The organism is Streptomyces sp. UC4497, from assembly GCF_054871485.1.
The window spans coordinates 1-23,442 of the sequence record NZ_JBTYHB010000013.1 but is presented as its reverse complement, the minus strand read 5'-3'; the positions used below and the strand labels follow the sequence as shown (position 1 = coordinate 23,442).

Sequence of the window (23,442 nt, the reverse complement as noted above, 5' to 3'; positions counted from 1 at the left end):
CCCGCCCCTGTGACGACCCCCTTCTGAAGGAGCACGACCCCATGAGTGAGCAGCACGACCTCCGGATCAGCGGCGGGCGCGTGGTGTCCACCTTCACCGGCGAGGAGTTCGCCGCGGACGTCCTCGTACGAGGCGAGACGATCAGCGCGGTGCTGCCGCCGGGCACCCCGGCCGACGCCCGCGAGGAGATCGACGCGACCGGCATGCTCGTCGTCCCCGGCTTCGTCGACGCGCACATGCACATCGAGAGCGCGTTCCTGACGCCGCAGGAGTTCGCCGCGGTGACGCTCGCTCGCGGCACGACGACCGTGCTCGCCGACCCCCACGAGATCGTCAACGTCGCCGGGCGCGACGCCATGCGCTGGATGATCGACGCCGGCCGGGAGACCGCCCAGACCCAGCTGTGGGGCGTCCCGTCGTGCGTGCCCGCCCTGGAGGGCCTGGAGCACGCCGGCGCCGCGCTGTCCGCGGACGACATCGCGGAGATGCTGCGCTGGCCCGGAGTCATCGCGCTCGGCGAGGTCATGGACTACCGGGCCGTGGTCGCGGGCGACCGCCGCATGCACGAGATCACCGCCGCCGCCCGCGCGCAGGATGTCATTCTTGACGGCCACTGCCCGAACCTGACCGGCGCCGAACTCAGCGCCTACCTGGCCACCGGAGTGGACTCCGACCACACCAAGAACCGCACCGAGGTGGTCCTGGAGAAGGCCCGCCTCGGCATGACGATGATGCTCCAGGAGAAGTGCCTCAGCGAGGAGGTGGCCGAGGCCCTCCTCGCACTGCCGCAGCTCCCGCCGCTGTGCCTGGTGACCGACGACCTGGCCGCCGACCACATCGTCGACAAGGGACACCTCGACCACATCGCGCGGGTCGCGGTCGCCGCCGGATTCCCCGCGCACGTCGTCCTGAAGGCCCTGACGTGGACGCCGGCGCAGCGCCTCCGTCTCCACGACCGCGGTGTCGTTTCGCCGGGCAAGCGCGCCGACCTGGTGCTGCTGCGCGGCGAACTCGCCTCGTTCGAACCGGCGTTGGTGCTGTCCGGCGGCCGGGTGGTGGGCCGGGACGGCGCGCCCGCGCGCTCGGTGGCGGGCGCCGAGGCCCCGGCCGTCGCACCGCTCGACAGCCGCCTCGACGTCGAACCGCAGGACGCGGACACGTTCCGCTGGACCGTCGACCTGCCCGACGGGGAGCACGCCTTCCGCGCCATGCGGGTCAACGAGCGGGACACCTACACCGAAGCGGCGGAGATCCGACTCCCGGTCCACGGTGGCGAAGTGCAGTGGGAGGGCCGCACCGCCCTCGTCCGCGTGCGCAACCGCTACGGACGCGAGGGCGCGGTCTTCGCACCCCTCCTCGGCCGCGAACTGACCGAGGGCGCCGTGGCGTCGACGTACGCCCACGACAGCCACAACCTCCTGACCATCGGCACCTCCCGCGTCGCCATGGCCGCCGCCGCGTCGACCGTCGTCGCGGACGGGGGAGGCGTCGCCGTGGTCGGCGGACCCGAGGGCCAGTCGATCGCGGCGCGGATGCCGCTGCCCGTGGGCGGCGTGCTGTCCGCCCGCCCGGCCGGGGACGTCGCCGACCAGGCGGCCGCGGTGCGCGCGGCGCTGGAGAACTGGGGCTGGCGCCACCTCAACCCGTTCATGAGCGTGTCGACCCTGACCCTCGCCGTCTCACCCGCCCTCAAGATCACCGACCGCTCCCTGGTCGACGTCGTGCGCCGCGAGCCCGTGGGGGCCACGACGGGAGCCTGAGCCGCGCGGTCGCGTCCGGCCCCCCACTCCGCTCTGTGTGCGTCACCACACCCCCTCGAACTGCCCGTAACGGCACGCCATTTGTCCGTTTCGGATCGTCAATTGACCGTGTGTTCAGAGGGGGTGGGGTGCGCGAGCTGCACGTATGGCCTAAAGTGACGACGCGACTACGCTGAGAGGCGATACGGAGAAGGGGGCGGGAGAAGTGCGCGACGATCAGATTTCCCGGTGGGATCAGGCGGCATGCCGCACAACGGACCCCGACGAGTTGTTCGTCGAAGGGGCCGCGCAGAGCAGCGCCAAGCGCATCTGCGGCGGATGCGTGATCAAGACCGAATGCCTGGCCCACGCACTGGATCAGCGGATCCAGCACGGGGTCTGGGGCGGGATGACCGAGCGCGAGCGCCGCGCCCTGCTGCGCCGGCGACCGACCGTCACCTCGTGGCGCAGCCTGCTCGAGGCCGCCCGCGCCGAGCACGAGCGGCCTGTCCGAGCGGAGCACGCGGGGGTGTCGTGAGGGGGGGGTCCTCAGGGACTGAGCCGAACGACGGACCCTGATCCGTCAGAAGGACCCTAGCCCCACGCCCCGAGCGTGAACTCGGCGATGACGACCGAGAGCAGGAACGACGCGGTGATGGCCACGAGCCCGACCGGGACGATCTTCCAACCGATGCGGCGCAGCAGCGGCAGATCCTTGCCGAGGGAGAGCCCCGCCAGCGTCAGCATGATGGTCGCGATGGACAGGAAGTCCACCGACGACACAAGGCGGTTCAGTGTGTCGGAGGCGAAGAACCACGGACTGGACACGTACGCGCCGACGGTGGTGATCCATACGATCGCCGAGATCTTCCGGCTGACCTTGGCCAGGATGAGCCCGACCAGCACCAGGGCCAGCAGCACGGCGTAACCGCCGATGATGTCCAGGCTGATGTGCCCCGCCGCGACGGAGGCGGTGCCGATGCCGAGCACCGTCAGCACGCCGAGCGACAGCCAGAGCGGCAGCTTGATCTCGCCCGCCGCCGAGGCCACCTGCTCGCGAAAGGCCCGGTTCTCCGCAGCGCTCTGCTCATCCTCGTGCGGTTCGGTCGGCGCGGCCCCTGTCGCCTCCGTGCGCCCGCGGCGCGTCAGGAAACGGTAGAAGCGGTCCGCCAGCGGCAGCGCCAGGTAGATGCCGACGTACACACCGAGGATCGTCGTGATCAGGTTGGAGACCGCGGCCATGCCCAGGATGGCCTGCTCGTCGCCGGGATAGGCGGCCACGATGCTGGCGGAGGACGCGGCCATCATCGACCCGGAGCCGACACCCGCGCCCATCGCCAGGGCCAGCGGGTCGAAGATGTTCCAGTTCGACACCAGCGAGGTCAGGAGCGTGATGAACACCGCTCCGAACATCGTGCCGAACACGTACATGGCGAGCACACCGCGGTACTGGTCGGAGTCGGGACCGTACTTCTCCGAGACCATCGCGAACGACGGCTCGCGGTCCAGGGAGAACGTGGCGCCCACCGTCGCCTTGCCCATGCGCAGCAGCACGGCGAGCGGCAGCGCGATCGCGACCGTGCCGAGCAGATGCCCGATCTCCTGGAGCAGCAGCGCGGGACCGGCGTCGGCGAGCGTCGGGAGGCTGGGGCCGATGTTGAACGCCAGTCGGGCGACCAGGATCATCACCGCGACGCCGACGAGCGCCGCCGCCACCTTCTGCAGATCGATGCCCAGCGGCCGGAACTTCTGGATCGACACCAGCAGACCCAGCAGCAGGCCCCACACCATGGGAAAGATGATGATGGAGCCGATGCCCAGGTCGATGTCGAGTTCACCGATGAACTGCACGACCAGCGCGATCACCAGGGCGAGCCCGGCGATCGGCAGCGTCTGACGTGTCCGCGTGCCGCGGTCGTTCGGCTTGACGAGGGTGGACATGTCGTCACCCGGCCCTTCTGATGTCACGGTGGTAGGCGGCGCCCTCGAAGCGGGCACGCTGCTCGGGATCGCCCGCGGCGTCGACGACGGTCCAGGCGAGCGCGCGGGCCGCTTCGAGCATCAGCTCGTACGCCGCGTCGGTATCGGCGACCGCGGTGAATCCGTGGGAGTGGATGGGCACTTCGGCCCCGGGGATGCTCAGCCAGGGGTGCAGACTCGGGATGACCTGACTGACATTGCCCATGTCGGTCGATCCGCCGCCGAGCCGGCCACTGGACGTGGTGTCACGGCCGAACGACTCCATCGCGGCCGTCCAGTACCCGGCCAACGCGTCGTCCTGGACGAGCGGTTCGTACAGCGGCTCGGTCGCCTCGATGACCACCTCGGTGCCGCTCGCCAGGGCGGCCCCTTCGAAGCAGCGCCGCACGCGGGCGAGGAGTGCCTCGTACTCGGGCAGGGTGAACGCCCGGCACTCGAAGTCGACGACGGCCCGCTCGGGGATGATGTTGGTGGCCACGCCGGCCTCGGACACGAACAGCGCCACGCGATGGTCGCCGGGGATCTGCTGGCGCAGCAGCCCGATGGCCACCTGGGCGATGGTGGCGCCGTCCGCGGCGTTCACACCCTGGTGGGGCGCGGCCGCCGCGTGCGCGGCACGGCCGGAGAACACGGCACGGTAGCGGCCGACCGCCTGCGCGGTGGTCCCCGCCGGGTTGTACGAGACACCGTCCTGCACCGGGTGCACCATCAGGGCCAGGCCCACCCCGTTGAACGCGCCCGCCTCCAGGAGCAGTGACTTGCCGCCACCGTGCTCCTCGGCCGGAGTGCCGATCGCCTTGAGCGTGATGCCCAACTCGTCGGCGTACGGGGCGAGGGCCAGGGCCGCGGCCACCGACGCACCGGCGATGAGATTGTGCCCGCAGGCATGGCCGACCTCGGGCAGCGCGTCGTACTCGACACACAGCGCCACCGTCAGGTCGCCGCTTCCCGCGGTCGCCGTGAACGCGGTGGGCAGACCGCCCGTGCCGTGCTCGACGGTGAACCCGCCCTCGGCGAGCAGCGCGGTGATCGCCGCCGCGGACTCGGTCTCCTCGAAGGAGAGCTCGGGACGGGCGTGCAGGGAGCGGGCCAGGGACAGCACCTGTCCCTCCCATTTGGTGACACCGGCGGAGGTGTCCTTCTTGAGTCGGTCGCCCTCGGCGACGGTGTGTGTCCGGCTCATGGAGAACTCCTCAGTAGCTCAGCGACGGGAACGGGGAACCGGCGGCACACGTGGGCGTCCACACGGCCTTGGTCTGGGTGTACTCGTCCAGCACGCCGGGGCCGGAGGACCGGCCGTGCCCGGAGTCACCGAAGCCACCGAAGGGCACGGCCACGTGGATCGTCTTGTACGAGTTGATCCAGAAGGTACCTGCCTTCACGGAGCGGGCCACATGGTGGGCCCGAGCGACATCCTGGGTCCACACCGCGCCCGCGAGCCCGAAGGTGGTGGCGTTGGCGCGCTCGATGGCCTCGGCCTCGGTGAAGAAGGAGTCGACCCCGACGACCGGGCCGAACACCTCGGTGGTCTCCAGCACATTGGCGGGGCTGACCCCGTCCAGCACGGTCGGCAGCACCCAACGTCCGTCCACGAGAGGGGAGTTGGTGACCTGGGTGGGCAGGCTCGCCGCCGTGGCGCGGCGGGCGCCGCCCGCGATGCCGGCCTCGACGAGCGAGGTGACCGTGGCGAACTGCGACTCCGTGATGATCGGGCCGACCTCGGTCTCCGGGTCCAGCGGATCGCCGACCCGCAGCCGGGCCGCCCGCTCCGCGACACGCGCCACGAACTCGGCGTGCACCGACCGCTCCACCAGCAGCCGCGAACCGGCCACACACGACTGCCCGGCCCCGGAGAAGATCGCGGAAACGGCGCCGTCCGCCGCCCGGTCCAGATCGGCGTCGGCGAACACGATGTTGGCGCTCTTGCCGCCCAGCTCGAGAACCGTCGGGATGCCCGCGGCCGCCGCCGCGACGGCCACCCGCCGCCCCGTGCCCACCGAGCCGATGAAGGACACCTTCCCGACCCGCGCGTCACTGGTGAGGGTGGCGCCGACGGTGGAACCCAGGCCGGTGGCGACGTTGAACACACCGTCCGGCAGCCCGGCCTGGTGTGCCAGCTGCGCCAGGCGCACCGTGGATGCGGGCGTGAACTCGCTGGGCTTGACCACGACCGCGTTGCCCGCGGCGAGCGGCGCCGCCGAGTTCCAGCCTCCGGTGAACAGCGGCGCGTTCCACGGCGTGATCGCCACGACGACACCCCACGGAACCCGCTCGGTGTACGTGTGCCAGTTGCCGGGGACCGGGATGGTGTGTCCGAGCAGCTTGTCCGCCCAGCCCGCGTAGTAGCCGAACATCTCGGCGACCTTGGCGGCCTCGCCGCGGGTGTCGCGGATCGGCTTGCCGGTGGTGGCGGACTCCAGCGCCGCGAGTTCCTCGACGTGCTCGGCGACGGTACGGGAGACCTCCCGCAGGATCGCCGCGCGCTCGAAGGGGTCGGTGGCGGCCCACACCTCGGCGCCGCGCACCGCGCTCGCGAGGACGGCGTCGGCGCCCTCCGTGCCGGCGTCGGCGTAGTCGGCCACCCACTCCGAGGTGGCGGCGGACGTGAGGCTGACGGCTTCGCCGCGGCCGGGGAGTACCTGGCCGTCGACGAACGAGCCGAGCCCCTGCGGGAAGTGAGCGTCCAGTGCCGCTCGGGCGGTGGCGGCACCGGAGGTCGCGGAGCCGATCGAGAAAGTCGTGGTGTTCATGGTGCGTCGGTCCTTAACGCGTGAGGGTCGGTGCGACGGTGCGGGCTATCTCGGAGAAGTCGGCGGCCGGGCCCAGTTCGGCCAGGGCCTCCTGCCACCGCTCGCTCGCGGCGGCCAGCAACTGAGGTGTCCCACCGCGCTGCTTCGCGGTCTCGACGGCCAGGGCGGCGTCCCGCGCCATCAGTCCGAGCGAGAACCCGGAGTCGTACGTGCCGCTGAGCACCCAGTCCGGATACATGGCGGCGGACGCCTTGCTGGCACCGGACGCGCCACTGATTCCGGCGGCGGAGGCGGCCGGGTCGACGCCGTAGGACTTCGCGACGGCCAGCGCCTCGCCGACCGCCACCAGGTTGACCGCGGCCAGCATGTTGTTGAGCAGCTTGACCACGTTGCCCGAGCCGGGTCCGCCGAGGTGCCGGAACTGGCCGCCGGTGAGGGCGTCCAGGACGGGCCGCGCCGCGTCGAGCGCGTCCGGCTCGGCGCCCACGAAGGCGGTCAGCCGACCGGCGACGGCGCCGGTGCGGCCACCGGAGACGGGCGCGTCGACGAACGACACACCATGCTCGGCCGCGAGCGCCGCACACGCGGCCGAGGTGTCGGGCTGCGACGTCGTGGTGTCGACGACCGCCACCGTGCCCGGGCGGGCCAGCAGGGCGGGCAGGCTCGCCTCGACGACCTGGGCCGAGGGCAGGGACAGCACCACGTACGGGGTGCCGGCGAGCTGCTCCAGCGTGTCGACGGCGTCGACACCGGCCTCCTGGGCGGTGTCCCGGGCCGCGGGGGAGGGGTCGTACCCGCGGACCTGCCAGCCGGCGGCGACCAGCGCGGTGGCCATGGCGCCGCCCATCGAACCGAGGCCGACGACGGCGATGTGCTTGCTCATCTGTGCTCCTTGCGCGAGGGAGGGGGCAGGAGGCGCGGCGCCCCCGTCGCTCGGGGTGTCAGTCGAGATATCGGGCGGTCAGTCGAGATAGATGTCCAGGTCACGCCACAGCTGCTGGGTGCGGCGGATCGCGGCGTGGCTGCGCTCGGGCTGCGCCGCCTGCATACCGGCGAGCAGCCCGTAGACCACCGACGTGGCGGCGGTGACGGACTGGAAGAACGAGATGCCTTCGGACGGCACGATCAGCAGGTGGTCGGCGATGGAGGTGGCGAGCCGCCCGCGCCGCATGTCGGTGATCGCGACGACGGTGGCCCCCGCCTCGCGGGCGGACTCCGCGGCGGCGATGACCTGCTTCGTGGAGCGCCACATGTTGACGACCAGGAGCACATCACCCGGCCCGACGTTGTTCACCGCCGAGGCCAGGTGCACACCGGCCCGGTTCTCCAGCGTGATCGGGTAGCCCATGGTGGAGCCGAGGTGTGCCATCACGGTGGCGGGACCCGCGAAGGAGCCGACGCCGATGACGAGGATCGACCGGGCTTCGGCCAGCGCCGCGATGGCGGCCTCGGCCTCCGTCGCGGAATTGCTCTCGAGGGTCTGGCGCAGGTTCTCCAGGTCGTGCGTCAGCGCGTCGTGCAGCGGGCTGCGGTGCTCGCCGTGCTCGGTGAGCGTGTCCTCGGTGGAGATCTGCACCAGGTACCGTGCGCGCAGCTCCCGCTGCAGGTCGGGCCAGCCCTGGTAGCCCAGGGTCTGCGCGGCCCGGACGACCGTGGAGCTGTTCACGTCCGCCCGCTCGGCGATCTGCGCGATCTCGGCGTACGAGGCGAGCTGCGGATTGCGCACGATGACGTCGACGACGCGGGTCTGGGCCTTGGACAGGGGCACGTCGGGCAGGGCGTCGCCCAGCCAGTCGGCCTGGCCGGGGTTCTTGGGGGTGCGAGGTGAAGGCACGGGCGTTGCTTTCTGAGAGAGAGGCAATCTGCAAGTGCGATTGCACAAACGTACCCCGCAATTTCAATTGCGGGAACCCCTCTCTGCGACCCGTCGGCCACGCCGCCGCAGGTGATAGAGATGGTCCTGCCGTGATCTTCACCGGAAGGAACCACCGTTGAGCTCCGACGACGCCCCCGTCCTGCGGGCCGTGGAGGGACGCGCCGCGTACCTCGCCCTGAACCGGCCCCGGGCCCTGAACTCGCTCACCCACGCCATGCTGCGATCCCTCGCACAGGCCCTCGACACCTGGGCGGACGACCCCGCCGTCGGGACCGTCGTGCTCCAGGGCGCGGGGGAGCGGGGCCTGTGCGCGGGCGCCGACATCCGGCTCTTCCACGACGACGCGCGCAGCGGCGACCACCGGGCGTCGGCGGCCTTCCTGAGCGCCGAGTACCGGCTCAACTCCCGTATCGCGCACTATCCGAAGCCCTACGTAGCCGTCATGGACGGCATCGTCATGGGCGGTGGCGTCGGCCTGTCCGCGCACGGCGGCATCCGTATCGTCACCGAACGCTCGAAGGTCGCGATGCCCGAGGTCGGTATCGGCCTGGTCCCCGACGTCGGCGGCACGTACCTGTTCACGCGCGCGCCCGGACACCTCGGCACCCACCTCGCGCTCACGGGCATGGCGGTCGGCGCGGCCGACGCGCTGCTGTGCGGCCTCGCCGACCACTACGTACCGTCCGAGGCCCTGCCCCGGCTGCTGGGCGAGCTGGCCGGGGCGGAGCCGGGCGAGGTCGTCGCACGCCACACGGAGCAGGCACCGCCCGGCGTCCTCGCCGAGCAGCAGACCTGGATCGACGCCTGCTACGCCGCGGACACGGTCGAGGAGATCGTCGAGCGGCTCTTCGCCACCGGTGATGTGGCTGCCAAGGAGGCGGCGGACCTGATCCTCTCCCGGTCGCCCATGGCCGTGAAGGCGACGCTCGAATCCCTGCGCCGCGCGGCCCGCCTCGACTCGCTGGAGCAGGTCCTCGACCAGGAGTACCGGGTGGTCTGCGCGGCCCTGGACACCCACGACCTGCCCGAGGGCATCCGCGCGCAGATCATCGACAAGGACCGCGACCCCCGCTGGTCCCCGGCGACCCTGGCCGAGGTCGGACCCGCCGACGTGGAGCGCTACTTCGCGCCGCTGGGGGAGCGGGAACTGGGCCTCGGCTGAGGCCCCCCGGGGTAGGCCTCAGGAGCCCTGTGCCAGCCGCCGGTGCAGCTCCTTCACGGCCGGCACCAGCTCGTCCACCGGACCCTCGACCTTCACCGAAGGGGCGACCTCCTGCACGGGCAGGGCGTTCACCGGGCCCTGGGGCCGCCCCCATTCGGCCAGCCACTCGGACAGCTGCGCCGAGGACGCCACGTACACGATCCGGTCGAGCCCGACCCAGGCATGCGCCGCCGAGCACATGGGGCAGTGCTCACCGGAGGTGTACACCGTGGCGGAGGCCCGCTCCTCGGGGGTGAGGTGTTCGGCCGCCCAGCGGGCCAGCTCGAACTCGGGATGACGTGTCGAGTCACCATCGGCGATCCGATTGCGATCCTCGGCCCTGACCTTCCCGTCACCGTCCACCAACACCGAGCCGAACGGCTCGTCACCGGCGTCCAACGCCTCGGCGGCCAGCTCCACGCACCGGCGCAGGTGGTCCAGTTCACGCTCTTCCACGGCGGCCTCTTTCGCTACGGGGGACGGGCCTCTGTCGCAGCCATCCTGTCAGCGCACCACGTGAATTACGGAACGCGGGCGACGCCGACATAGAACCCGCTCAGCTCCTCGGCGGGCGCGGGCCCCGACTGGTACCACTTGGTCGCCGTCACCAGGCCCGGCTCCACCAGCTCCAGGCCCTCGAAGAACGGCTCGACCTCCGCCCGCGTGCGCATCCGCAGCGGGATCTCGCCCTTGCGGTACGTGTCGGTCACGGACTTCACCAGGTGCGGGTGCTCGTCGGTCGTGCCGTGCGACAGCACCAGGTAGCTGCCCGTCGGCAGCGCGTCGACGAGCGCCCTGGTCAGGCCGTACGGGTCCTCGTCGTCGCCGATGAAGTGCATCAGCGCGATCATCGACAGGGCGACGGGACGGGAGAAGTCCAGGAACGTGCGCGCGTGGTCGAGGATGACATCGGGGCGGCGGACATCCGCCTGGATGTAGTCGGTGGCCCCCTCGGGAGCGCTCACCAACAGGGCCTCCGCGTGCCGCAGCACGATCGGGTCGTTGTCGGCGTACGAGACCCGGGCGGACGGCACGATGCCCTGCACGATCTGGTGGAGGTTGGGCTCGGTCGGGATACCCGTGCCGATGTCGAGGAACTGATCGATGCCGTTGCCGGCGAGCCACGCGGCGGCCCGGTGCATGAACGCGCGGTTGCGCAGGGCGTTGTGGCGGGCCTCCGGCGGCAGCTTCTCCGCCACCGCCTGGTCGACCGGGTAGTGGTCCTTGCCGCCCAGCAGCCAGTCGTAGACACGGGCCGGGTGGGGTCTGCTCGTGTCGACGCGGTTCTCGAAGGGCTGTGCCGTCATGGCTGACTCCATGTGTATGCGAAGCGGGGCTGAGGGGTGCGGCGTCACTCACGCGGCGCCGGTCGGTACCTCCGTCGGTACGTCCCCCGTGATCGGCGGCACCTCCGCCTCCGAACTGCGCACCAGACGCGGCCCGTTCGGTCCGTACACCGCGCGCGGTTCGGGGAAGAGGAACAGCAGGGCGAGATAGACGACGGCGGCCAGAGCGAGGCCGACCGGGAGCGAGATGTCCGTACCGCCCGCGAGGGTGCCGAGCGGGCCGACGAACTGGCCCGGCAGATTCGTGAACAGCAGCGCCAGGCACGCCGAGACCAGCCAGGCCGACAGACCACGCCAGTTCCAGCCGTGCGTGAACCAGTAACGCCCGCCGCGCTGGCGCCGGTTGAAGACCTGGAGCGCCTCCGCGTCGTACCAGCCGCGCCGGGTCACGTAGCCGAGAGCCATGACGACCATCCACGGCGCGGTGCACGTGATGATGAGCGTGGCGAACGTGGAGATCGACTGGGCGAGGTTCAGGGCGAACCGGCCGACGAAGATGAACGCGATCGACAGCGAACCGATGAAGACCGTCGCCTGCACCCGGCCGAAGCGCGGGAACACCGAGGAGAAGTCGAGGCCCGTGCCGTACAGCGCGGTCGTGCCCGTCGCCATGCCGCCGATCAGTGCGATCAGGCACAGGGGGAGGAAGTACCAGCCGGGGGAGACGGCCAGGAGCCCGCCCACATAGTTCGGGGCCGCCGGATCCAGGTACTTCTCCGCCTTCGCGGCGATCACCGACGCGGTGGCGAGGCCGAACAGGAACGGCAGCAGTGTCGCGATCTGCGAGAGGAACGCCGCGCCCATGACACGTCCGCGCGGCGTGGTCGCCGGGATGTAGCGCGACCAGTCACCGAGGAACGCGCCGAACGACACCGGATTGGACAGCACGATCAGCGCCGAACCGATGAACGACGGCCAGAACATCGGCGTCGACGTGGAGGCGAACGAGCCCGTGTAGCCGGGGTCGAAGTCCCCCGCGAACGCGAACACACCGAGCACGAACAGCGCCGACGCGGCCAGCACCGCGATCTTGTTCACGAAGAGCATGAACCGGAACCCGTACACGCACACCGTCAGGACCAGCCCCGCGAACACCGCGTACGCGACACCGTAGGAGAGGTCCGACTCCGGCAGCCCCGCCAGCCGGTGCGCCGCGCCGATCAGCGCGTCGCCCGACGACCACACGGAGATCGAGAAGAACGCGATCGCCGTGAGCAGCGACAGGAACGAGCCGACGACGCGTCCGTGCACACCCAGATGCGCGGACGAGGACACCGCGTTGTTCGTGCCGTTGGCCGGCCCGAACACGGACATCGGCGCCAGCAGCAGCGCGCCCGCCACCAGCCCCAGGACCGTCGCGGCGAGCCCCTGCCAGAAGGACAGGCCGAACAAGATCGGGAACGCGCCGAGCACACACGTGGCGAAGGTGTTGGCGCCACCGAAGGCGAGACGGAACAGGTCGAGGGGGCGGGCCGAGCGGTCCCCGTCGGGAATCCGCTCGACACCGTGGGTCTCAACTTCCGTGACACTGGGGGACGTTGTGGCGCCGGGGGCCGCGTCGGCCATGCGTAACCGCCTTTTGGATCTTGCCGGACTTCAACGGGGTGACGGTACCCGTGACCCGGCGGCGGCACGGGAGCCGGGTCCTGGATCGGCGGTCCCCAGGACCAGCACCTGAATCGCCAACACGGCCCCGCCGCGCGCCCAGTCGTGGAAGTCGGAGACCTTCGTCTCCAGATGGACCGGGTCGGCCCGCGGGTGGCGGTTCGCGCGGATCGCCTCCTCGATCGCGGGGGCCGCCACGTCGACGAGGCCGACGCCCTCCCCGGCGAGCAGGATCTTCTGCGGCATCGCGAAGTTCGCGATCTGCGCGACGAGCGTGCCGAGCGCACGCGCCGCCTCGCCGACCACCCGCGCCGGGAGCGGTTCGCCCTCGACGGCGCGCGCGAGGATCTCGTCGTACGTGATGTCCTCGCCCGTGGCGGCCCGCACCTGGGCGCGGATGCTCGGGATCGTGAGGAGGGAGACGGCGCTGCCCCGCCGGCCGTCCGCGGAGAGCGGACCGGAGGGATCGACGATCCAGAAGCGGCCCACGCCGAGCCCGTCCTCGGCGGTCTCCACCCGCCGCCCCCCGCTGACCAGGCCGTACCCGAGCCCCGCCCCGATCGTGAGCACGGCGAACCGGTCCAGGCCCCGGCCCGCCCCGAACCAGCTCTCGGCCTCGACGAGGGCGCTCACATCGTTCTCGACGACCGCGGGCAGCCCGGTGCGCTCGCGCACGAGCCGCCCGAGCGGCACGTCCCGCCAGTCGAGGAACGCCGACTCGTCGACGACCGACCGGTCCTGCGCGCGGCCGCCGAGCCCGATCCCGATCCCGGACAGCGAAGGAAACTCCTGGGCGAACGCATCGGTCAACTCGCCTATGGTCGCGACGACTTCATCCGGTTCCCGGCTCGCGAGCGGCGCGTCGCGGCAGGCCACGATGTCACTTCTGAGTGTGGTGACAACGCCGTAGACCGTGTCCGCGGTGATCTTGAATCCGGCGAAGGTGCGGGACTCGGCGACGATGTCCAGGGGGCGGGACGGGCGGCCCTGGCGGGACTCCGGGCGAGCCGGGCCCTCCGGTGCCTCGACCAGCAGCCCCGACTCGATCAGTGGCTTGGTCAGCCGGGTGAGACTGCCCGCCGACAGGTCGAGGCGCCGCGCGAGCTCACTGCGTGACAACGGCCCACGGGTGAGCACCTCCAACGCCACGGCGCGCTCGCCCGAACTCAGTGGCACCCAGGTGTCCGCCTTCGCGCTCATCTCCAACCCCTCTCCCCGTTCCTTCTGTTGCAAAAGGAATGACGTCACTCTAAGTCGCAGCAACCCCTGTCAGGTAGTCGCTGCACGCGTCTTGACGGCCCGAAAGTTCTGCGGCGAAAGTAACCAGGCCGAGGACGAGGCCGAATCGCAGACGAGGGAGTCCCCGATGACTGTCGCCTCCAGCAGCCCGCCGAGACACCTGCCGCTCACCGACAGTGCCCCGCGCGAGAAGCACAAACGCCCCCTCGGGGACGGCGCGATCGCCGCACTCTTCATCGCCCCGGCCCTGCTCGGCTTCGCCGTCTTCCTGCTGTGGCCAACCCTGCGCGGCATCTGGCTGAGCTTCACCCGCTTCAACCTCCTCACACCACCGGAGTGGGTCGGCCTCGCCAACTACGAGCGCATGGTCAACGACCCCATCTTCTGGGACTCGTTGAAGGTCACCCTCGAATACGTCCTCGTCAACATCGGCGTGCAGACGGTGGCCGCGCTCGGCATCGCCGTCCTGCTGCACCGGCTCACCCAGTCCTCCTTGCTGCGCGGCATCGTCCTCACGCCGTATCTGATGTCCAACGTGGTCGCCGGCCTCGTCTGGCTCTGGATGCTCGACACCCAACTCGGCATCGGCAACGAGATCATCGCCGCCGTCGGCCTCGACCGGATCCCGTTCCTCGCCGACGAGACCTGGGCCATCCCCACCATCGCCCTCATCAACGTGTGGCGGCACGTCGGCTACACCGCGCTGCTCCTCTTCGCGGGACTCCAGGCGATACCCCACGACATGTACGAAGCGGCGCGCGTCGACGGCGCGAGCGAGTGGCGGATGTTCACCCGCATCACCATGCCGCTGCTCCGCCCGGTCCTCGCGGTCGTCCTCATCATGACGGTGATCGGGTCCTTCCAGGTCTTCGACACCGTCGCCGTGACCACGGCCGGCGGGCCCGCCAATGCCACCAACGTGCTGCAGTTCTACATCTATGGCTCGGCGTTCGGCCGCTTCCAGTTCGGCTACGCCTCCGCGATGTCCGTGGCCCTGCTCGTCGTGCTCAGCGTGATCACCATCGTCCAGTACCGGATCACCCGGGCCGGACAGACCGACCTCGGCTGAAGAGAGGAGCACCGACATGGCCACCACCACCGCACCCGCGCACACCGTCCGGCCCGCCCGGCGCCGGCCCTCCTTCGGGCGCGCCGTCGCCTGGACCACGATGGGCGCGATCGTCCTCGTCACCCTGCTGCCGTTCTACTGGGTGCTGCGCACCGCGCTCTCCTCCAACCCGGGCATCGCCGCCGACCCGACCTCCGTGCTCCCCGTCGACCCGACGGGCGGCGGCTTCGAGCGCGCCCTCGGGCTGCAGTCGACGAAGGAAGCCGTCGCCCAGGGCGGCGCGGGCGGCGGCCTCGACTTCTGGCGCTACCTGCTCAACTCGACCGTCGTCTCGACACTGATCACCATCTGCCAGATCCTGTTCTCCGCCATGGCCGCCTACGCGTTCGCACGCCTCAACTGGCGTGGCCGCAATACCGTGTTCGCGCTGTTCCTCGGCGGTCTCATGGTGCCTTCGATCTTCACGCTGCTGCCGAACTTCGTGCTCGTGAAGGAACTCGGGCTGATCGACTCGCTGCTCGGCATCGCGCTGCCCACAATGTTCATGACCCCGTTCGCCGTCTTCTTCCTCCGCCAGTTCTTCATGAACATCCCGCGCGAGGTCGAGGAGGCCGCGCTCCTGGACGGCGCGGGCCGGATCCGGATCTTCTTCCGGGTGCTGCTGCCCATGGCGTCCACCCCGGTCATCACCCTCGCCGTGCTGACGTACATCACCTCCTGGAACGACTACTTCTGGCCGCTGATGGTGTCGTACAGCGACAGCTCCCGCGTCCTCACCGTCGCCCTCGCGATGTTCCGCGCGCAGACCCCGCAGTCCGGCTTCGACTGGTCCGGGCTCATGGCGGCGACCCTCATCGCGGCGCTCCCGATGCTGGTGCTTTTCGCGGTGTTCGCGCGCCGCATCGTCAGCTCCATCAGCTTCACCGGACTCAAGTAGGAGGCACCGGATGCGATTTCGTACGCTCGTCGCGCTGACCGGAGCACTGGCGCTGTCGCTGACCGGGTGCGCGGGCAGCGACCCCGCAGCCCGCTCATCGAGAACCGTGACGTACTGGCTGTGGGACGCCAACCAACTGCCCGCCTACGAAGCCTGCGCGAAGGACTTCGAGAAGCAACACCGCGGACTGGAAGTGAAGTTCACCCAGATCGGCTGGGAGGACTACTGGACCAAGCTCACGGCGAGCTTCATCTCCGGCACCGAGCCGGACGTCTTCACCAACCACATCCAGAAATTCGGCCAGTTCGCCGACCTGGAGGTACTCGAACCCCTCGACGACCTCGGCATCAAGGACACGGACTACCAGCCGGGACTCGCGGCGAACTGGGTCGCCCAGGACGGACACCGCTACGGCGCGCCGAAGGACTGGGACACCGTCTCGCTCTTCTACAACAAGAAGATGCTCGACGACGCCGACCTCACCCCGAAGGACCTCGACGGGCTGCGCTGGAACCCCAAGGACGGCGGCACCTTCGAGAAGGCCATCGCCCACCTCACCGTCGACAGGAACGGTAAGCGCGGCGACGAACCCGGCTTCGACAAGCACAAGGTCAAGACCTACGGCCTCGCGACCAACGGGGCAGGGGACGGCGACGGCCAGACCCAGTGGAGCCCGTTCACCGGCTCCGCCGGCTGGTCCTACACGGACAGGAAGCGGTGGGGCGAGGAGTACCGGTACGGCGACAAGACCTTCCAGTCCGTCATCGAGTGGTACTTCGGCCTCGCGAAAAAGGGCTACATGGCGCCCTTCACCGCCTGGAACGCCGGACTCAACCAGTCCAACGCCCAGTTCGCCGCGGGCCGCGCCGCCACCGCCTTCGACGGCGCCTGGATGCTCTCCACCTACGCCGGGTTCAAGGGCATCGACTTCGGCACCGTCCGCAACCCCACAGGACCCACCGGCAAGCGCGCCACCATGATGAACGGCCTCGCCGACTCCGTCACCAAGGGCGCCCGCAACAAGGCGGGAGCCAAGAAGTGGGTCGCCTACCTCGCCTCCGACGCCTGCCAGAAGACGGTCGGCCGGTACGGGATCGTCCTCCCCGCCACCCCGGCGGGGACCGACACGGCCGTCGCCGCCTACAAGAAGAAGGGCATCGACACCTCGGCCTTCACCACCCCGGTCGACGACCGCAAGCAGTACCGCACCTTCCCCTTCCCGATCACCAACTACGCCGCCGACGTCTACGCCCTCATGCACCCGGCGATGCAGGACGTCTTCGGCAACGGGGCGCCCGCGAGCCGCCTCGACGAGACCAACGACCAGATCAACCTCCTGCTCGACCAGTGACCACGCAGCACGTAGCGAAAGGCATGCGCACATGACGTTCACCCTCGGCATTGTCGGCGCCGGACAGTTCGCCGGCGGTTTCGCCAAGTTGTTCCTCGCCCACCCGGGCGTCGACGCCGTCCACGTCACCGACCTGCTGCCGGAGCGGGCCGAGCAACTGGCCGCGAAAGAGGTCCTCGCCGGAACCTTCCCCTCGTACGAGGCGATGCTGGAGTCCCGCGACATCGACGCCGTCGCCATCTTCACGCAGCGCTGGACCCACGGCCCGCTCGTGCTGCAGGGCCTCGAAGCCGGCAAGCACGTCTACTCGGCCGTCCCGATGGCCATCACACGGGACGAGATCGCCGCGATCATCGACGCGGTCCGCCGTACCGGACTCACCTACATGATGGGCGAGACCAGCGAGTACAACCCTGCCACCGTGCACGCCCGCAACCAGATCGCCGACGGCGCCTTCGGCCGGCTCTTCTACGCGGAGGGCGACTACGTCCACGACATGGACCTCGGCTTCTACGAGGCGTACCAGTACAGCGGAGGCGAACGCTGGAAGGAGACCGCCAGCTATCCGCCGCTGCTCTACCCGACACACGCGGTCGGCGGAGTGCTCGGCGCGTGGCGGACCCACGCGGTCAGCGTCTCGGCGATCGGTGTGAAGGACGAGCGCGGCGACGGTGTCTTCGACACCGAGGTCAGTCAGTTCGGCAACGACATCTCCAACGCCACCGCGCTCTTCGAGGTCGCCGGTGGCGGCTCGTTCCGTACGAACGAGTTCCGGCGGGTCGGCTACCCCTCGCACATCAGGGAGTCACGTTTCCGGTTCTTCGGCACGGACGCCAGCATGGAGCAGCTCGCCACGGTCAGCTTCTGGCAGGACAAGAAGGGCGTGCAGGACATCACCGAACTCCTCGAACCGAAGCCCTCACTCAGCCCGGACGACCCGTCCCTGGAGAAGATCGCCCCCGCCCTGCGCGCCGCGTTCACCTCGGGCTCGGCCCCCGTCCACGACCGCTCCCGCCTGCCCCGCGTCTACGACGACATGCCCAACGGCCACGAGGGCAGCCACCACTTCCTGGTCGACGACTTCGTCACCGCGGTCAACACCCGCACCCTGCCGTCGGTGAACGCATGGGTGGCCGCGCGCTACACACTGCCCGGCATCGTCGCCCACGATTCCGCACGCCAGGGCGGCGCGCGCCTGGAGATCCCGGACTTCGGGGACGCGCCGGAGGCCTGAGCGGGGCCTGGCAGGGGTTGGGGCCCGTCGTTCGGATCAGGCCCTAACCCCGCCCGAGGACGCAGAAGTCGTGCCCCTCGGGATCGGTGAGACACGTCCACGGGATGTCGCCCTGGCCGAGGTCGATGTCGGTGGCGCCGAGGGTCCTCAGGCGGATGACCTCCGCCTCCTTGTCGTCACCGGCGTACGGCAGCAGATCGATGTGGACGCGGTCCTCCACGGTCTTGCCGTCCGACGAACGAAGAAACTCCAGATAGGGGCCCGCCCCCTGGGAGGAGCGCAACACCGCCTGCTCGTCGGTCACTTGGTGCACCGTCCAGTCCGTCACCCCGCCCCAGAACCGGGCCATGGCCCGCGGGTCCGCGCAGTCGACCACCACGGCCGCGATCGGCCCGGTGTCCCGGTAGACCTCCCGGGGCTCCAGCACGCAGAACTCATTGCCCTCCGGGTCGGCGAGCACGATCCACGGCACATCACCCTGACCGACGTCGACGGGCGTCGCCCCGAGCTCCTTCAACCGCGCGACCGTCTCCGCCTGATGGGCGGGGGTGGTGGTCGCGAGATCGATGTGCACCCGGTTCTTCGTCGCCGTCTTGGCGTGCGGGACGGTGACCACGTCGATGCACACGGCGCTCGCATCCGGCCACACGAAGCCGCCACCGGGCCACACATTGGTCACACCGGGCGCCTCGCTGGACACGCCCCAGCCGAGCGCATCCGCCCAGAACCGCCCGACGACCGCGTCGTCGAGGGCCTTGATGTTCACCTGAACCGGTCTCAGAGCCATGCCGCAGACCCTATGCACACCGCCGCCGCACGGGCACGTGTTGCCACCGCACAGGGATCATTTCGCCTGCCCGACGATGCGCCTGCCCAATGAGTCGCCCGTCCGATGAGCAGGAACGCGACGACGACCGCCGCCTCGATCATGACGAACCGGAACCCGAACGTCCCGCACGACTCGACGCGGGCCAGGCGTCGCGCCGACCGCCCCGACCTGGGCATGATGGGCCGGTGTGCCGGGGGAGTCGCGCAGGGCCGGTCTTCGGCATGCGTGGAGTGGCGGGGAGGGGGTAGGCGCGCCGCCGGAGGCGCTGCGCGTGAGAAGGGCGCCTCGGCGGCTGAAGGGACGGTTATGGGGCAGGCTCGGGTTCGGTTTCCTGTGCGCTGGGAGGACGGAGGTGTCCTGGTCGTGCAGGTCGTGGGCCGGTTCGATGCCGATGCCGCGGCGGAGCTGGGCGCACTGATGGGGCGGCTGGACGCCACGGGTCAGTCCGGTCTGGTGGTGGACTTCCAGGACGCCGAGCACTGTGGGGCCGACGGGGCGCGGCAGTTCGTCGAGGCGGGCCTGGAGATGGTGGCGGGCGGCGGCGCGCTGGCCCTCGTGGCGGACGCCGCCGAGCAGGCCGTGCTGCGCGCCGCGGGGGCGGACCGCCTGCCCCTGGGTGTGCACGACGATGTCGCCGCCGCCCTCGAAAAGGTCTCGGGACGGTCGACGGACACACTCGGTGACCGGGACGCCGGCGCGGGATCGGGCTCAGCGCTGCGCTAGGAGCCCGGCCCGCACAGCACCGGGACGCAGGGGGCGTACCGCACAGTGGTGCCATGACCAACTCCGACGCCCGGTTCATCTCCGGCCTCGAACTGTCCAGGGCCCTGTACGAAGAGGCCGTGCGGCCGATCCTGCGGGAGGCGTTCCCCGGGGTGCGGCACGCGGCCGCCCGCATCGGCGGTGGATCCGAGGTCCTCGGCTTCGACACACCACGGTCCGCGGACCACGAGTGGGGCCCACGGCTGGAACTCTTCCTGACACCCGAGGACAGGGCCGAACACGGCGCGCGTATCCACGAGGTCCTGGCACAGCGGCTGCCGAAGCACGTACGGGGCTGGTCCACGCACTTCCAGGAGAGCGGTAACCCGCTGGACCCGGTCGGCCGCATGCGGGCCACCGACGGCCCGGTCAACCACCGCGTCGACATCCACACCGTGGACGAGTGGGCCGGCGGACGCCTCGGGCTGCCCGCGGCCGACGCGGAACCGAGCGTGAGCGAATGGCTGGCCATGCCCCAGCAGCGACTCGCCGAGACCACCGGCGGCATGGTGTTCCACGACGAGCCCGGCAGCCTGACCGCCCTGCGGCACACCTTGGCGTGGTACCCGGGACAGGTGTGGCGGTACGTGCTGGCGTGCCAGTGGCAGCGCATCTCCCAGGAAGAGGCGTTCGTGGGCCGCTGCGCGGAGAGCGGCGACGACATCGGATCAGCCGTGGTGGCGGGCCGCCTCGTGCGCGACCTGATGCGCCTGTGCCTTCTCCTGGACCGACGCTACGTCCCGTACAGCAAATGGCTCGGCAGCGCCTTCGGCCGCCTGCCTGCGGCGGACAAGCTCGCCCCGTCACTGCGCGGCGCGCTCACGGCCCCGGATCACCCCACCCGGGAACGGCACTTGTGCGACGCCTACGAGGCCGTGGCCACGCTGCACAATGCGACCGGCCTGACCGCCCCACTGGACCCGAACCGACGCCCCTACCACTCCCGCCCCTTCCTGGTGCTGCACGCCGACCGCTTCGCCCAGGCCCTGGCCCGCACCCTCACACGCCCTGCTCTACGCGAACTGCCTCTGGTGGGCGGCGTGGACCAGTGGTCGGACAACACCGACCTGCTCCACCAACCCCGGGCCGTGCGCGCCGCGATGGACGCGATCCAGTGAGTCGACAGGGGCACGCGCGGCGGACCGGAACCGGCCCAGGAGCGGCGTGAACTGGTCCTGACGAAGCCGGGGACGGCCGGACACCATGGTCCGGTCGTCGGACGGGAGGGCCGTCGTGAGCGCGAGGGTGCGTGACGTGGTGCGGGACGTGGTCGCCGAAGTGGCGCCGGACGAGGTCCTGTTGCTGGACCGACTGGCACCCCTGGACGAGGGCCGGGTAACGCGCCTCTTCGAGCAGGGGATTCGAGCGCACCAGGGCCCGCTCGAATGCGATCACGTCGATGTCACCGCGCCGGTCACCCCGGTGGTGTGGCTGGCACTGGACGAGGCGGCCCGCCGCACCACCTGCCGGGCCGCCGCCCGCCGCTCGCGCCGCCGCACGCCGCTGCTGCACCACCTGTTCCGCCGCCGGCCCCAGCCACCGCCCGAGATCCGGCCCCTCACCACGCCCCAACTCGACGCCGTACGTTGCCTGGTACGCGACCACGCCCGCTCGGCGCACCTCGGGGAGGACGCGGCGACGGCACTCGCGGACGCCGTGACCTCCCGGCTGTCCCTGGTACTGACGGACGCGGGCTGACGCCGTCCGGTGATGGAGAAAACCCGCGTTCGGATGCCGAAGCGCCGGGAATCAGGACCGGGTGAGGGTGTAGGAGAGCTGATAATTGGCGCCATCCATACTGAAGTTGAGGATGCCGCTGCCTTTCTCGGTCAGCGTGTGCGACCCCAGGAGGTCACTGCTGTCGCCGGGCAGGCCATCGGCCTCGCGGAGCGTGATGGTGACCTCGTCGTCGAAGGCGACGTACTCGTCGATGGCGTACTTCTGGCCCCCGCGCATGTTCGGCAACAGGATGTTCTGGCCGTTCACAGTGAGCTTGGGGTCGTCGCGGCCGACCCAGTCCTCGGTCTCGATGCACTTGAGCGTCTTCAGATGAAGGTTGGCCATGCTGCTGCTCCCCGTTCTTACCGGTCGGTCTTCCGTCGGCTGGTCGGCCGTACCCCCGCAGGTAAGCATCGTGAACTGCGGGTCTTCCTGCCGGTGCGCGGGGTCGATACGCAATCTTCACGGGTGCGGCACGGGTCGTAGGGCGGGGACTTGGGTGTGGGTGCGGTCGTGTGTTCGTATGTGGCGGTGATTGAGAACGGCCCTCCCGAAGAGTCCACGGCACACATCCCCGACCAGGCGGCTGCCCCGGGCGACTACGACGCCCCCTTGGACCGCAAGGCCCGCAAAGCCCGCCGACGTGCGGCGCGCAGGGTGCTGCGCTCTCCCGCCCGTACGGCGGCGAAGGCGACGGCAACCCTCGTCGTGGTGCTCGCGTTCCTCGCGCTGGGGGACCGCTGGGCGGTGCTCTACGCGGAGAACATGGCGGCAGAGAAGGTGCAGGAATCGCTGAAGCTGCACGCCGAACCCGAGGTGCACATCAACAGCTTCCCCTTCCTGGGCCAAGTCGCCATGGGCAACATCGACAATGTGGAGGTCAACGTGCCCCACGTGCCCGCGGGTCCGGTCTCGGTCGCGCAGGTGAAGGGGTCGGTCGACGACATCCGGATTGTCGGCAGCCTCCCGTCCTCCGTCAAGGGCGCCGTCCTGAGCAAGGTCCGCGGCGACGTATTCCTGTCCTTCGACGACCTCAACCGCGAAGTCGGCGCCTCCCAGGTGAAGTTGGCCCCCGGCAAGCAGCACAACACGGTACAGGCCAAGGGCGATCTCCCGGTCGCCGGCAAGAAGGCCCAGATCCGTGGCCGCGCGCACCTGGAGCGGACCGGCGACCGCGGCCTGGCACTGTCTGTGGAAGACATCAAGATCGTGGTCCCGGGCCTGCTCACCTACACCCCGGGCAAGGGCGGCGGCCTCCAACTGGCCGCACCCACCGTCGACAAGATGGACGAGCGCGCGACCGAACAGGCCACGGGCCGCCCGCTCGCGCCGGGCACTCTCATGAAGGGCGGCGCCCTGGACGCGCTGGCCGACCACCCCGCGCTGCTCAAGCCCGCCGGCATCGACCCGTCGCTGATCGAGGGACTGCAGAAGCTGCAGGAGCCGAAGGTCGCCCAGAAAATGGAGTTCTCGGCCCAGCTACCCAAGGACATGCCCGGCGACCTGCGCCTGCGGGACATCACGGTCACGAACGAGGGCATCCGCGCCCAACTGACCGGCAGGGACGTGCCTTTGGGCACCTGACCACGTACGGACATCGCGCGGTCTGCGACTGGAGCCCGGTCGTGCCCGCGTGGAGGCCTCGATGGAACAACCGGGGCCGGGTGTGCGGTGCGGCCCCTGGCCATGAAGTACGTTGCCGCGGCCGTGGCGAGTACCGCGACGGCGGCGGTGCTGTGGCGTGGTGGTGTCTGGTGGTCATCTGCCCGCTCCCGCCGGCACGGGTCTGCGTGGTGCCCCCTCGT

At 70.5% G+C, this 23,442-nt stretch carries 22 protein-coding genes; 11 read left to right on the top strand and 11 right to left on the bottom strand.

All coding sequences use genetic code 11. The annotated features are described in order from the left end of the window. The first annotated feature begins 41 nt into the window (after positions 1-41). Positions 42-1,760, top strand: coding sequence for an adenine deaminase C-terminal domain-containing protein (locus tag ACYSUO_RS19745; protein WP_461777479.1), 1,719 nt, complete (start codon positions 42-44; stop codon positions 1,758-1,760). Positions 1,761-1,932: 172 nt separating this feature from the next. Then, on the top strand, positions 1,933-2,277 hold the full coding sequence (locus tag ACYSUO_RS19740; RefSeq protein ID WP_461777688.1) for a WhiB family transcriptional regulator: 345 nt from the start codon (positions 1,933-1,935) through the stop codon (positions 2,275-2,277). A gap of 56 nt (positions 2,278-2,333) precedes the next feature. Here the strand turns inward: ACYSUO_RS19740 and ACYSUO_RS19735 are convergent, their stop codons facing one another. The 5 genes from ACYSUO_RS19735 to ACYSUO_RS19715 form a co-directional block, all read right to left on the bottom strand. Next, positions 2,334-3,680, bottom strand: coding sequence for a DUF3100 domain-containing protein (locus ACYSUO_RS19735; protein WP_461777478.1), 1,347 nt, complete (start codon positions 3,678-3,680; stop codon positions 2,334-2,336). 4 nt (positions 3,681-3,684) lie between these two features. After that, on the bottom strand, positions 3,685-4,902 hold the full coding sequence (locus ACYSUO_RS19730) for an amidohydrolase (protein WP_461777477.1): 1,218 nt from the start codon (positions 4,900-4,902) through the stop codon (positions 3,685-3,687). Between the two features lie 10 nt (positions 4,903-4,912). Beyond that, positions 4,913-6,469: an aldehyde dehydrogenase family protein gene (locus ACYSUO_RS19725; protein ID WP_461777476.1), complete on the bottom strand. Its 1,557-nt coding sequence runs from the start codon at positions 6,467-6,469 to the stop codon at positions 4,913-4,915. Positions 6,470-6,482: 13 nt separating this feature from the next. Next, the gene (locus tag ACYSUO_RS19720; protein ID WP_461777475.1) at positions 6,483-7,352 is read right to left on the bottom strand and encodes an NAD(P)-dependent oxidoreductase; all 870 of its coding nucleotides are present in this window, start codon (positions 7,350-7,352) and stop codon (positions 6,483-6,485) included. Between the two features lie 78 nt (positions 7,353-7,430). Beyond that, the gene (locus ACYSUO_RS19715) at positions 7,431-8,303 is read right to left on the bottom strand and encodes a MurR/RpiR family transcriptional regulator (RefSeq protein ID WP_461777474.1); all 873 of its coding nucleotides are present in this window, start codon (positions 8,301-8,303) and stop codon (positions 7,431-7,433) included. A gap of 157 nt (positions 8,304-8,460) precedes the next feature. Between ACYSUO_RS19715 and ACYSUO_RS19710 the strand changes: the two genes are divergently transcribed. Then, complete coding sequence (locus ACYSUO_RS19710; protein ID WP_461777473.1) at positions 8,461-9,507, top strand: enoyl-CoA hydratase/isomerase family protein; 1,047 nt, start codon at positions 8,461-8,463, stop codon at positions 9,505-9,507. An 18-nt stretch (positions 9,508-9,525) separates the two neighbouring features. Here the strand turns inward: ACYSUO_RS19710 and ACYSUO_RS19705 are convergent, their stop codons facing one another. From ACYSUO_RS19705 to ACYSUO_RS19690, 4 genes are all read right to left on the bottom strand, one after another. Further along, entirely contained in the window at positions 9,526-10,002 is a 477-nt protein-coding gene (locus tag ACYSUO_RS19705) for a nucleoside deaminase (protein WP_461777472.1), read from the bottom strand. A gap of 65 nt (positions 10,003-10,067) precedes the next feature. Beyond that, positions 10,068-10,853, bottom strand: a complete 786-nt coding sequence (locus ACYSUO_RS19700) for an SAM-dependent methyltransferase (protein WP_461777471.1) — start codon at positions 10,851-10,853, stop codon at positions 10,068-10,070. Between the two features lie 48 nt (positions 10,854-10,901). Then, entirely contained in the window at positions 10,902-12,458 is a 1,557-nt protein-coding gene (locus ACYSUO_RS19695; protein ID WP_461777470.1) for a purine-cytosine permease family protein, read from the bottom strand. A gap of 30 nt (positions 12,459-12,488) precedes the next feature. Next, on the bottom strand, positions 12,489-13,697 hold the full coding sequence (locus ACYSUO_RS19690) for an ROK family transcriptional regulator (RefSeq protein WP_461777469.1): 1,209 nt from the start codon (positions 13,695-13,697) through the stop codon (positions 12,489-12,491). Positions 13,698-13,863: 166 nt separating this feature from the next. On the opposite strand from ACYSUO_RS19690, the gene ACYSUO_RS19685 reads away from it, so the two are divergent. The 4 genes from ACYSUO_RS19685 to ACYSUO_RS19670 are packed head-to-tail and all read left to right on the top strand — an operon-like array spanning position 13,864 to position 18,327. Next, positions 13,864-14,805, top strand: a complete 942-nt coding sequence (locus ACYSUO_RS19685) for a carbohydrate ABC transporter permease (protein ID WP_461777468.1) — start codon at positions 13,864-13,866, stop codon at positions 14,803-14,805. A 16-nt stretch (positions 14,806-14,821) separates the two neighbouring features. Beyond that, complete coding sequence (locus tag ACYSUO_RS19680; protein ID WP_461777467.1) at positions 14,822-15,742, top strand: carbohydrate ABC transporter permease; 921 nt, start codon at positions 14,822-14,824, stop codon at positions 15,740-15,742. A 10-nt stretch (positions 15,743-15,752) separates the two neighbouring features. Then, positions 15,753-17,093, top strand: coding sequence for an ABC transporter substrate-binding protein (locus tag ACYSUO_RS19675; protein WP_461777466.1), 1,341 nt, complete (start codon positions 15,753-15,755; stop codon positions 17,091-17,093). A gap of 31 nt (positions 17,094-17,124) precedes the next feature. Beyond that, a complete protein-coding gene (locus ACYSUO_RS19670) occupies positions 17,125-18,327 on the top strand; it encodes a Gfo/Idh/MocA family protein (protein ID WP_461777465.1) in 1,203 nt (400 codons plus the stop codon). A 43-nt stretch (positions 18,328-18,370) separates the two neighbouring features. Here ACYSUO_RS19670 and ACYSUO_RS19665 read toward each other — a convergent pair whose 3' ends face one another. Beyond that, positions 18,371-19,114 carry a VOC family protein gene (locus ACYSUO_RS19665; protein WP_461777464.1) on the bottom strand — a complete coding sequence of 248 codons (744 nt, stop codon included), beginning with the start codon at positions 19,112-19,114 and terminating at the stop codon, positions 18,371-18,373. A gap of 348 nt (positions 19,115-19,462) precedes the next feature. On the opposite strand from ACYSUO_RS19665, the gene ACYSUO_RS19660 reads away from it, so the two are divergent. From ACYSUO_RS19660 to ACYSUO_RS19650, 3 genes are all read left to right on the top strand, one after another. Then, entirely contained in the window at positions 19,463-19,879 is a 417-nt protein-coding gene (locus tag ACYSUO_RS19660) for an STAS domain-containing protein (protein WP_461777463.1), read from the top strand. Between the two features lie 53 nt (positions 19,880-19,932). Continuing rightward, positions 19,933-21,036 (top strand): DUF4037 domain-containing protein, encoded by a 1,104-nt coding sequence (locus ACYSUO_RS19655; protein ID WP_461777462.1) that lies wholly within the window; start codon positions 19,933-19,935, stop codon positions 21,034-21,036. 115 nt (positions 21,037-21,151) lie between these two features. Beyond that, positions 21,152-21,616 (top strand): hypothetical protein, encoded by a 465-nt coding sequence (locus ACYSUO_RS19650; RefSeq protein WP_461777461.1) that lies wholly within the window; start codon positions 21,152-21,154, stop codon positions 21,614-21,616. Between the two features lie 51 nt (positions 21,617-21,667). Here the strand turns inward: ACYSUO_RS19650 and ACYSUO_RS19645 are convergent, their stop codons facing one another. Further along, the gene (locus tag ACYSUO_RS19645; RefSeq protein ID WP_461777460.1) at positions 21,668-21,982 is read right to left on the bottom strand and encodes a hypothetical protein; all 315 of its coding nucleotides are present in this window, start codon (positions 21,980-21,982) and stop codon (positions 21,668-21,670) included. Between the two features lie 186 nt (positions 21,983-22,168). Here ACYSUO_RS19645 and ACYSUO_RS19640 point away from each other — a divergent pair, with 186 nt between their 5' ends. Continuing rightward, positions 22,169-23,221 (top strand): LmeA family phospholipid-binding protein, encoded by a 1,053-nt coding sequence (locus ACYSUO_RS19640; RefSeq protein ID WP_461777459.1) that lies wholly within the window; start codon positions 22,169-22,171, stop codon positions 23,219-23,221. The last annotated feature ends 221 nt before the right edge of the window (positions 23,222-23,442 follow it).

Coding starts and splice junctions, on each gene's coding strand:
- ACYSUO_RS19745 (WP_461777479.1), top strand. CDS start 42: ATGAGTGAGCAGCACGACCTCCGGATCAGCGGCGGGCGCGTGGTGTCC.
- ACYSUO_RS19735 (WP_461777478.1), bottom strand. CDS start 3,680: ATGTCCACCCTCGTCAAGCCGAACGACCGCGGCACGCGGACACGTCAG.
- ACYSUO_RS19730 (WP_461777477.1), bottom strand. CDS start 4,902: ATGAGCCGGACACACACCGTCGCCGAGGGCGACCGACTCAAGAAGGAC.
- ACYSUO_RS19725 (WP_461777476.1), bottom strand. CDS start 6,469: ATGAACACCACGACTTTCTCGATCGGCTCCGCGACCTCCGGTGCCGCC.
- ACYSUO_RS19720 (WP_461777475.1), bottom strand. CDS start 7,352: ATGAGCAAGCACATCGCCGTCGTCGGCCTCGGTTCGATGGGCGGCGCC.
- ACYSUO_RS19700 (WP_461777471.1), bottom strand. CDS start 10,853: ATGACGGCACAGCCCTTCGAGAACCGCGTCGACACGAGCAGACCCCAC.
- ACYSUO_RS19695 (WP_461777470.1), bottom strand. CDS start 12,458: ATGGCCGACGCGGCCCCCGGCGCCACAACGTCCCCCAGTGTCACGGAA.
- ACYSUO_RS19690 (WP_461777469.1), bottom strand. CDS start 13,697: ATGAGCGCGAAGGCGGACACCTGGGTGCCACTGAGTTCGGGCGAGCGC.
- ACYSUO_RS19685 (WP_461777468.1), top strand. CDS start 13,864: ATGACTGTCGCCTCCAGCAGCCCGCCGAGACACCTGCCGCTCACCGAC.
- ACYSUO_RS19680 (WP_461777467.1), top strand. CDS start 14,822: ATGGCCACCACCACCGCACCCGCGCACACCGTCCGGCCCGCCCGGCGC.
- ACYSUO_RS19675 (WP_461777466.1), top strand. CDS start 15,753: ATGCGATTTCGTACGCTCGTCGCGCTGACCGGAGCACTGGCGCTGTCG.
- ACYSUO_RS19670 (WP_461777465.1), top strand. CDS start 17,125: ATGACGTTCACCCTCGGCATTGTCGGCGCCGGACAGTTCGCCGGCGGT.
- ACYSUO_RS19665 (WP_461777464.1), bottom strand. CDS start 19,114: ATGGCTCTGAGACCGGTTCAGGTGAACATCAAGGCCCTCGACGACGCG.
- ACYSUO_RS19660 (WP_461777463.1), top strand. CDS start 19,463: ATGGGGCAGGCTCGGGTTCGGTTTCCTGTGCGCTGGGAGGACGGAGGT.
- ACYSUO_RS19655 (WP_461777462.1), top strand. CDS start 19,933: ATGACCAACTCCGACGCCCGGTTCATCTCCGGCCTCGAACTGTCCAGG.
- ACYSUO_RS19645 (WP_461777460.1), bottom strand. CDS start 21,982: ATGGCCAACCTTCATCTGAAGACGCTCAAGTGCATCGAGACCGAGGAC.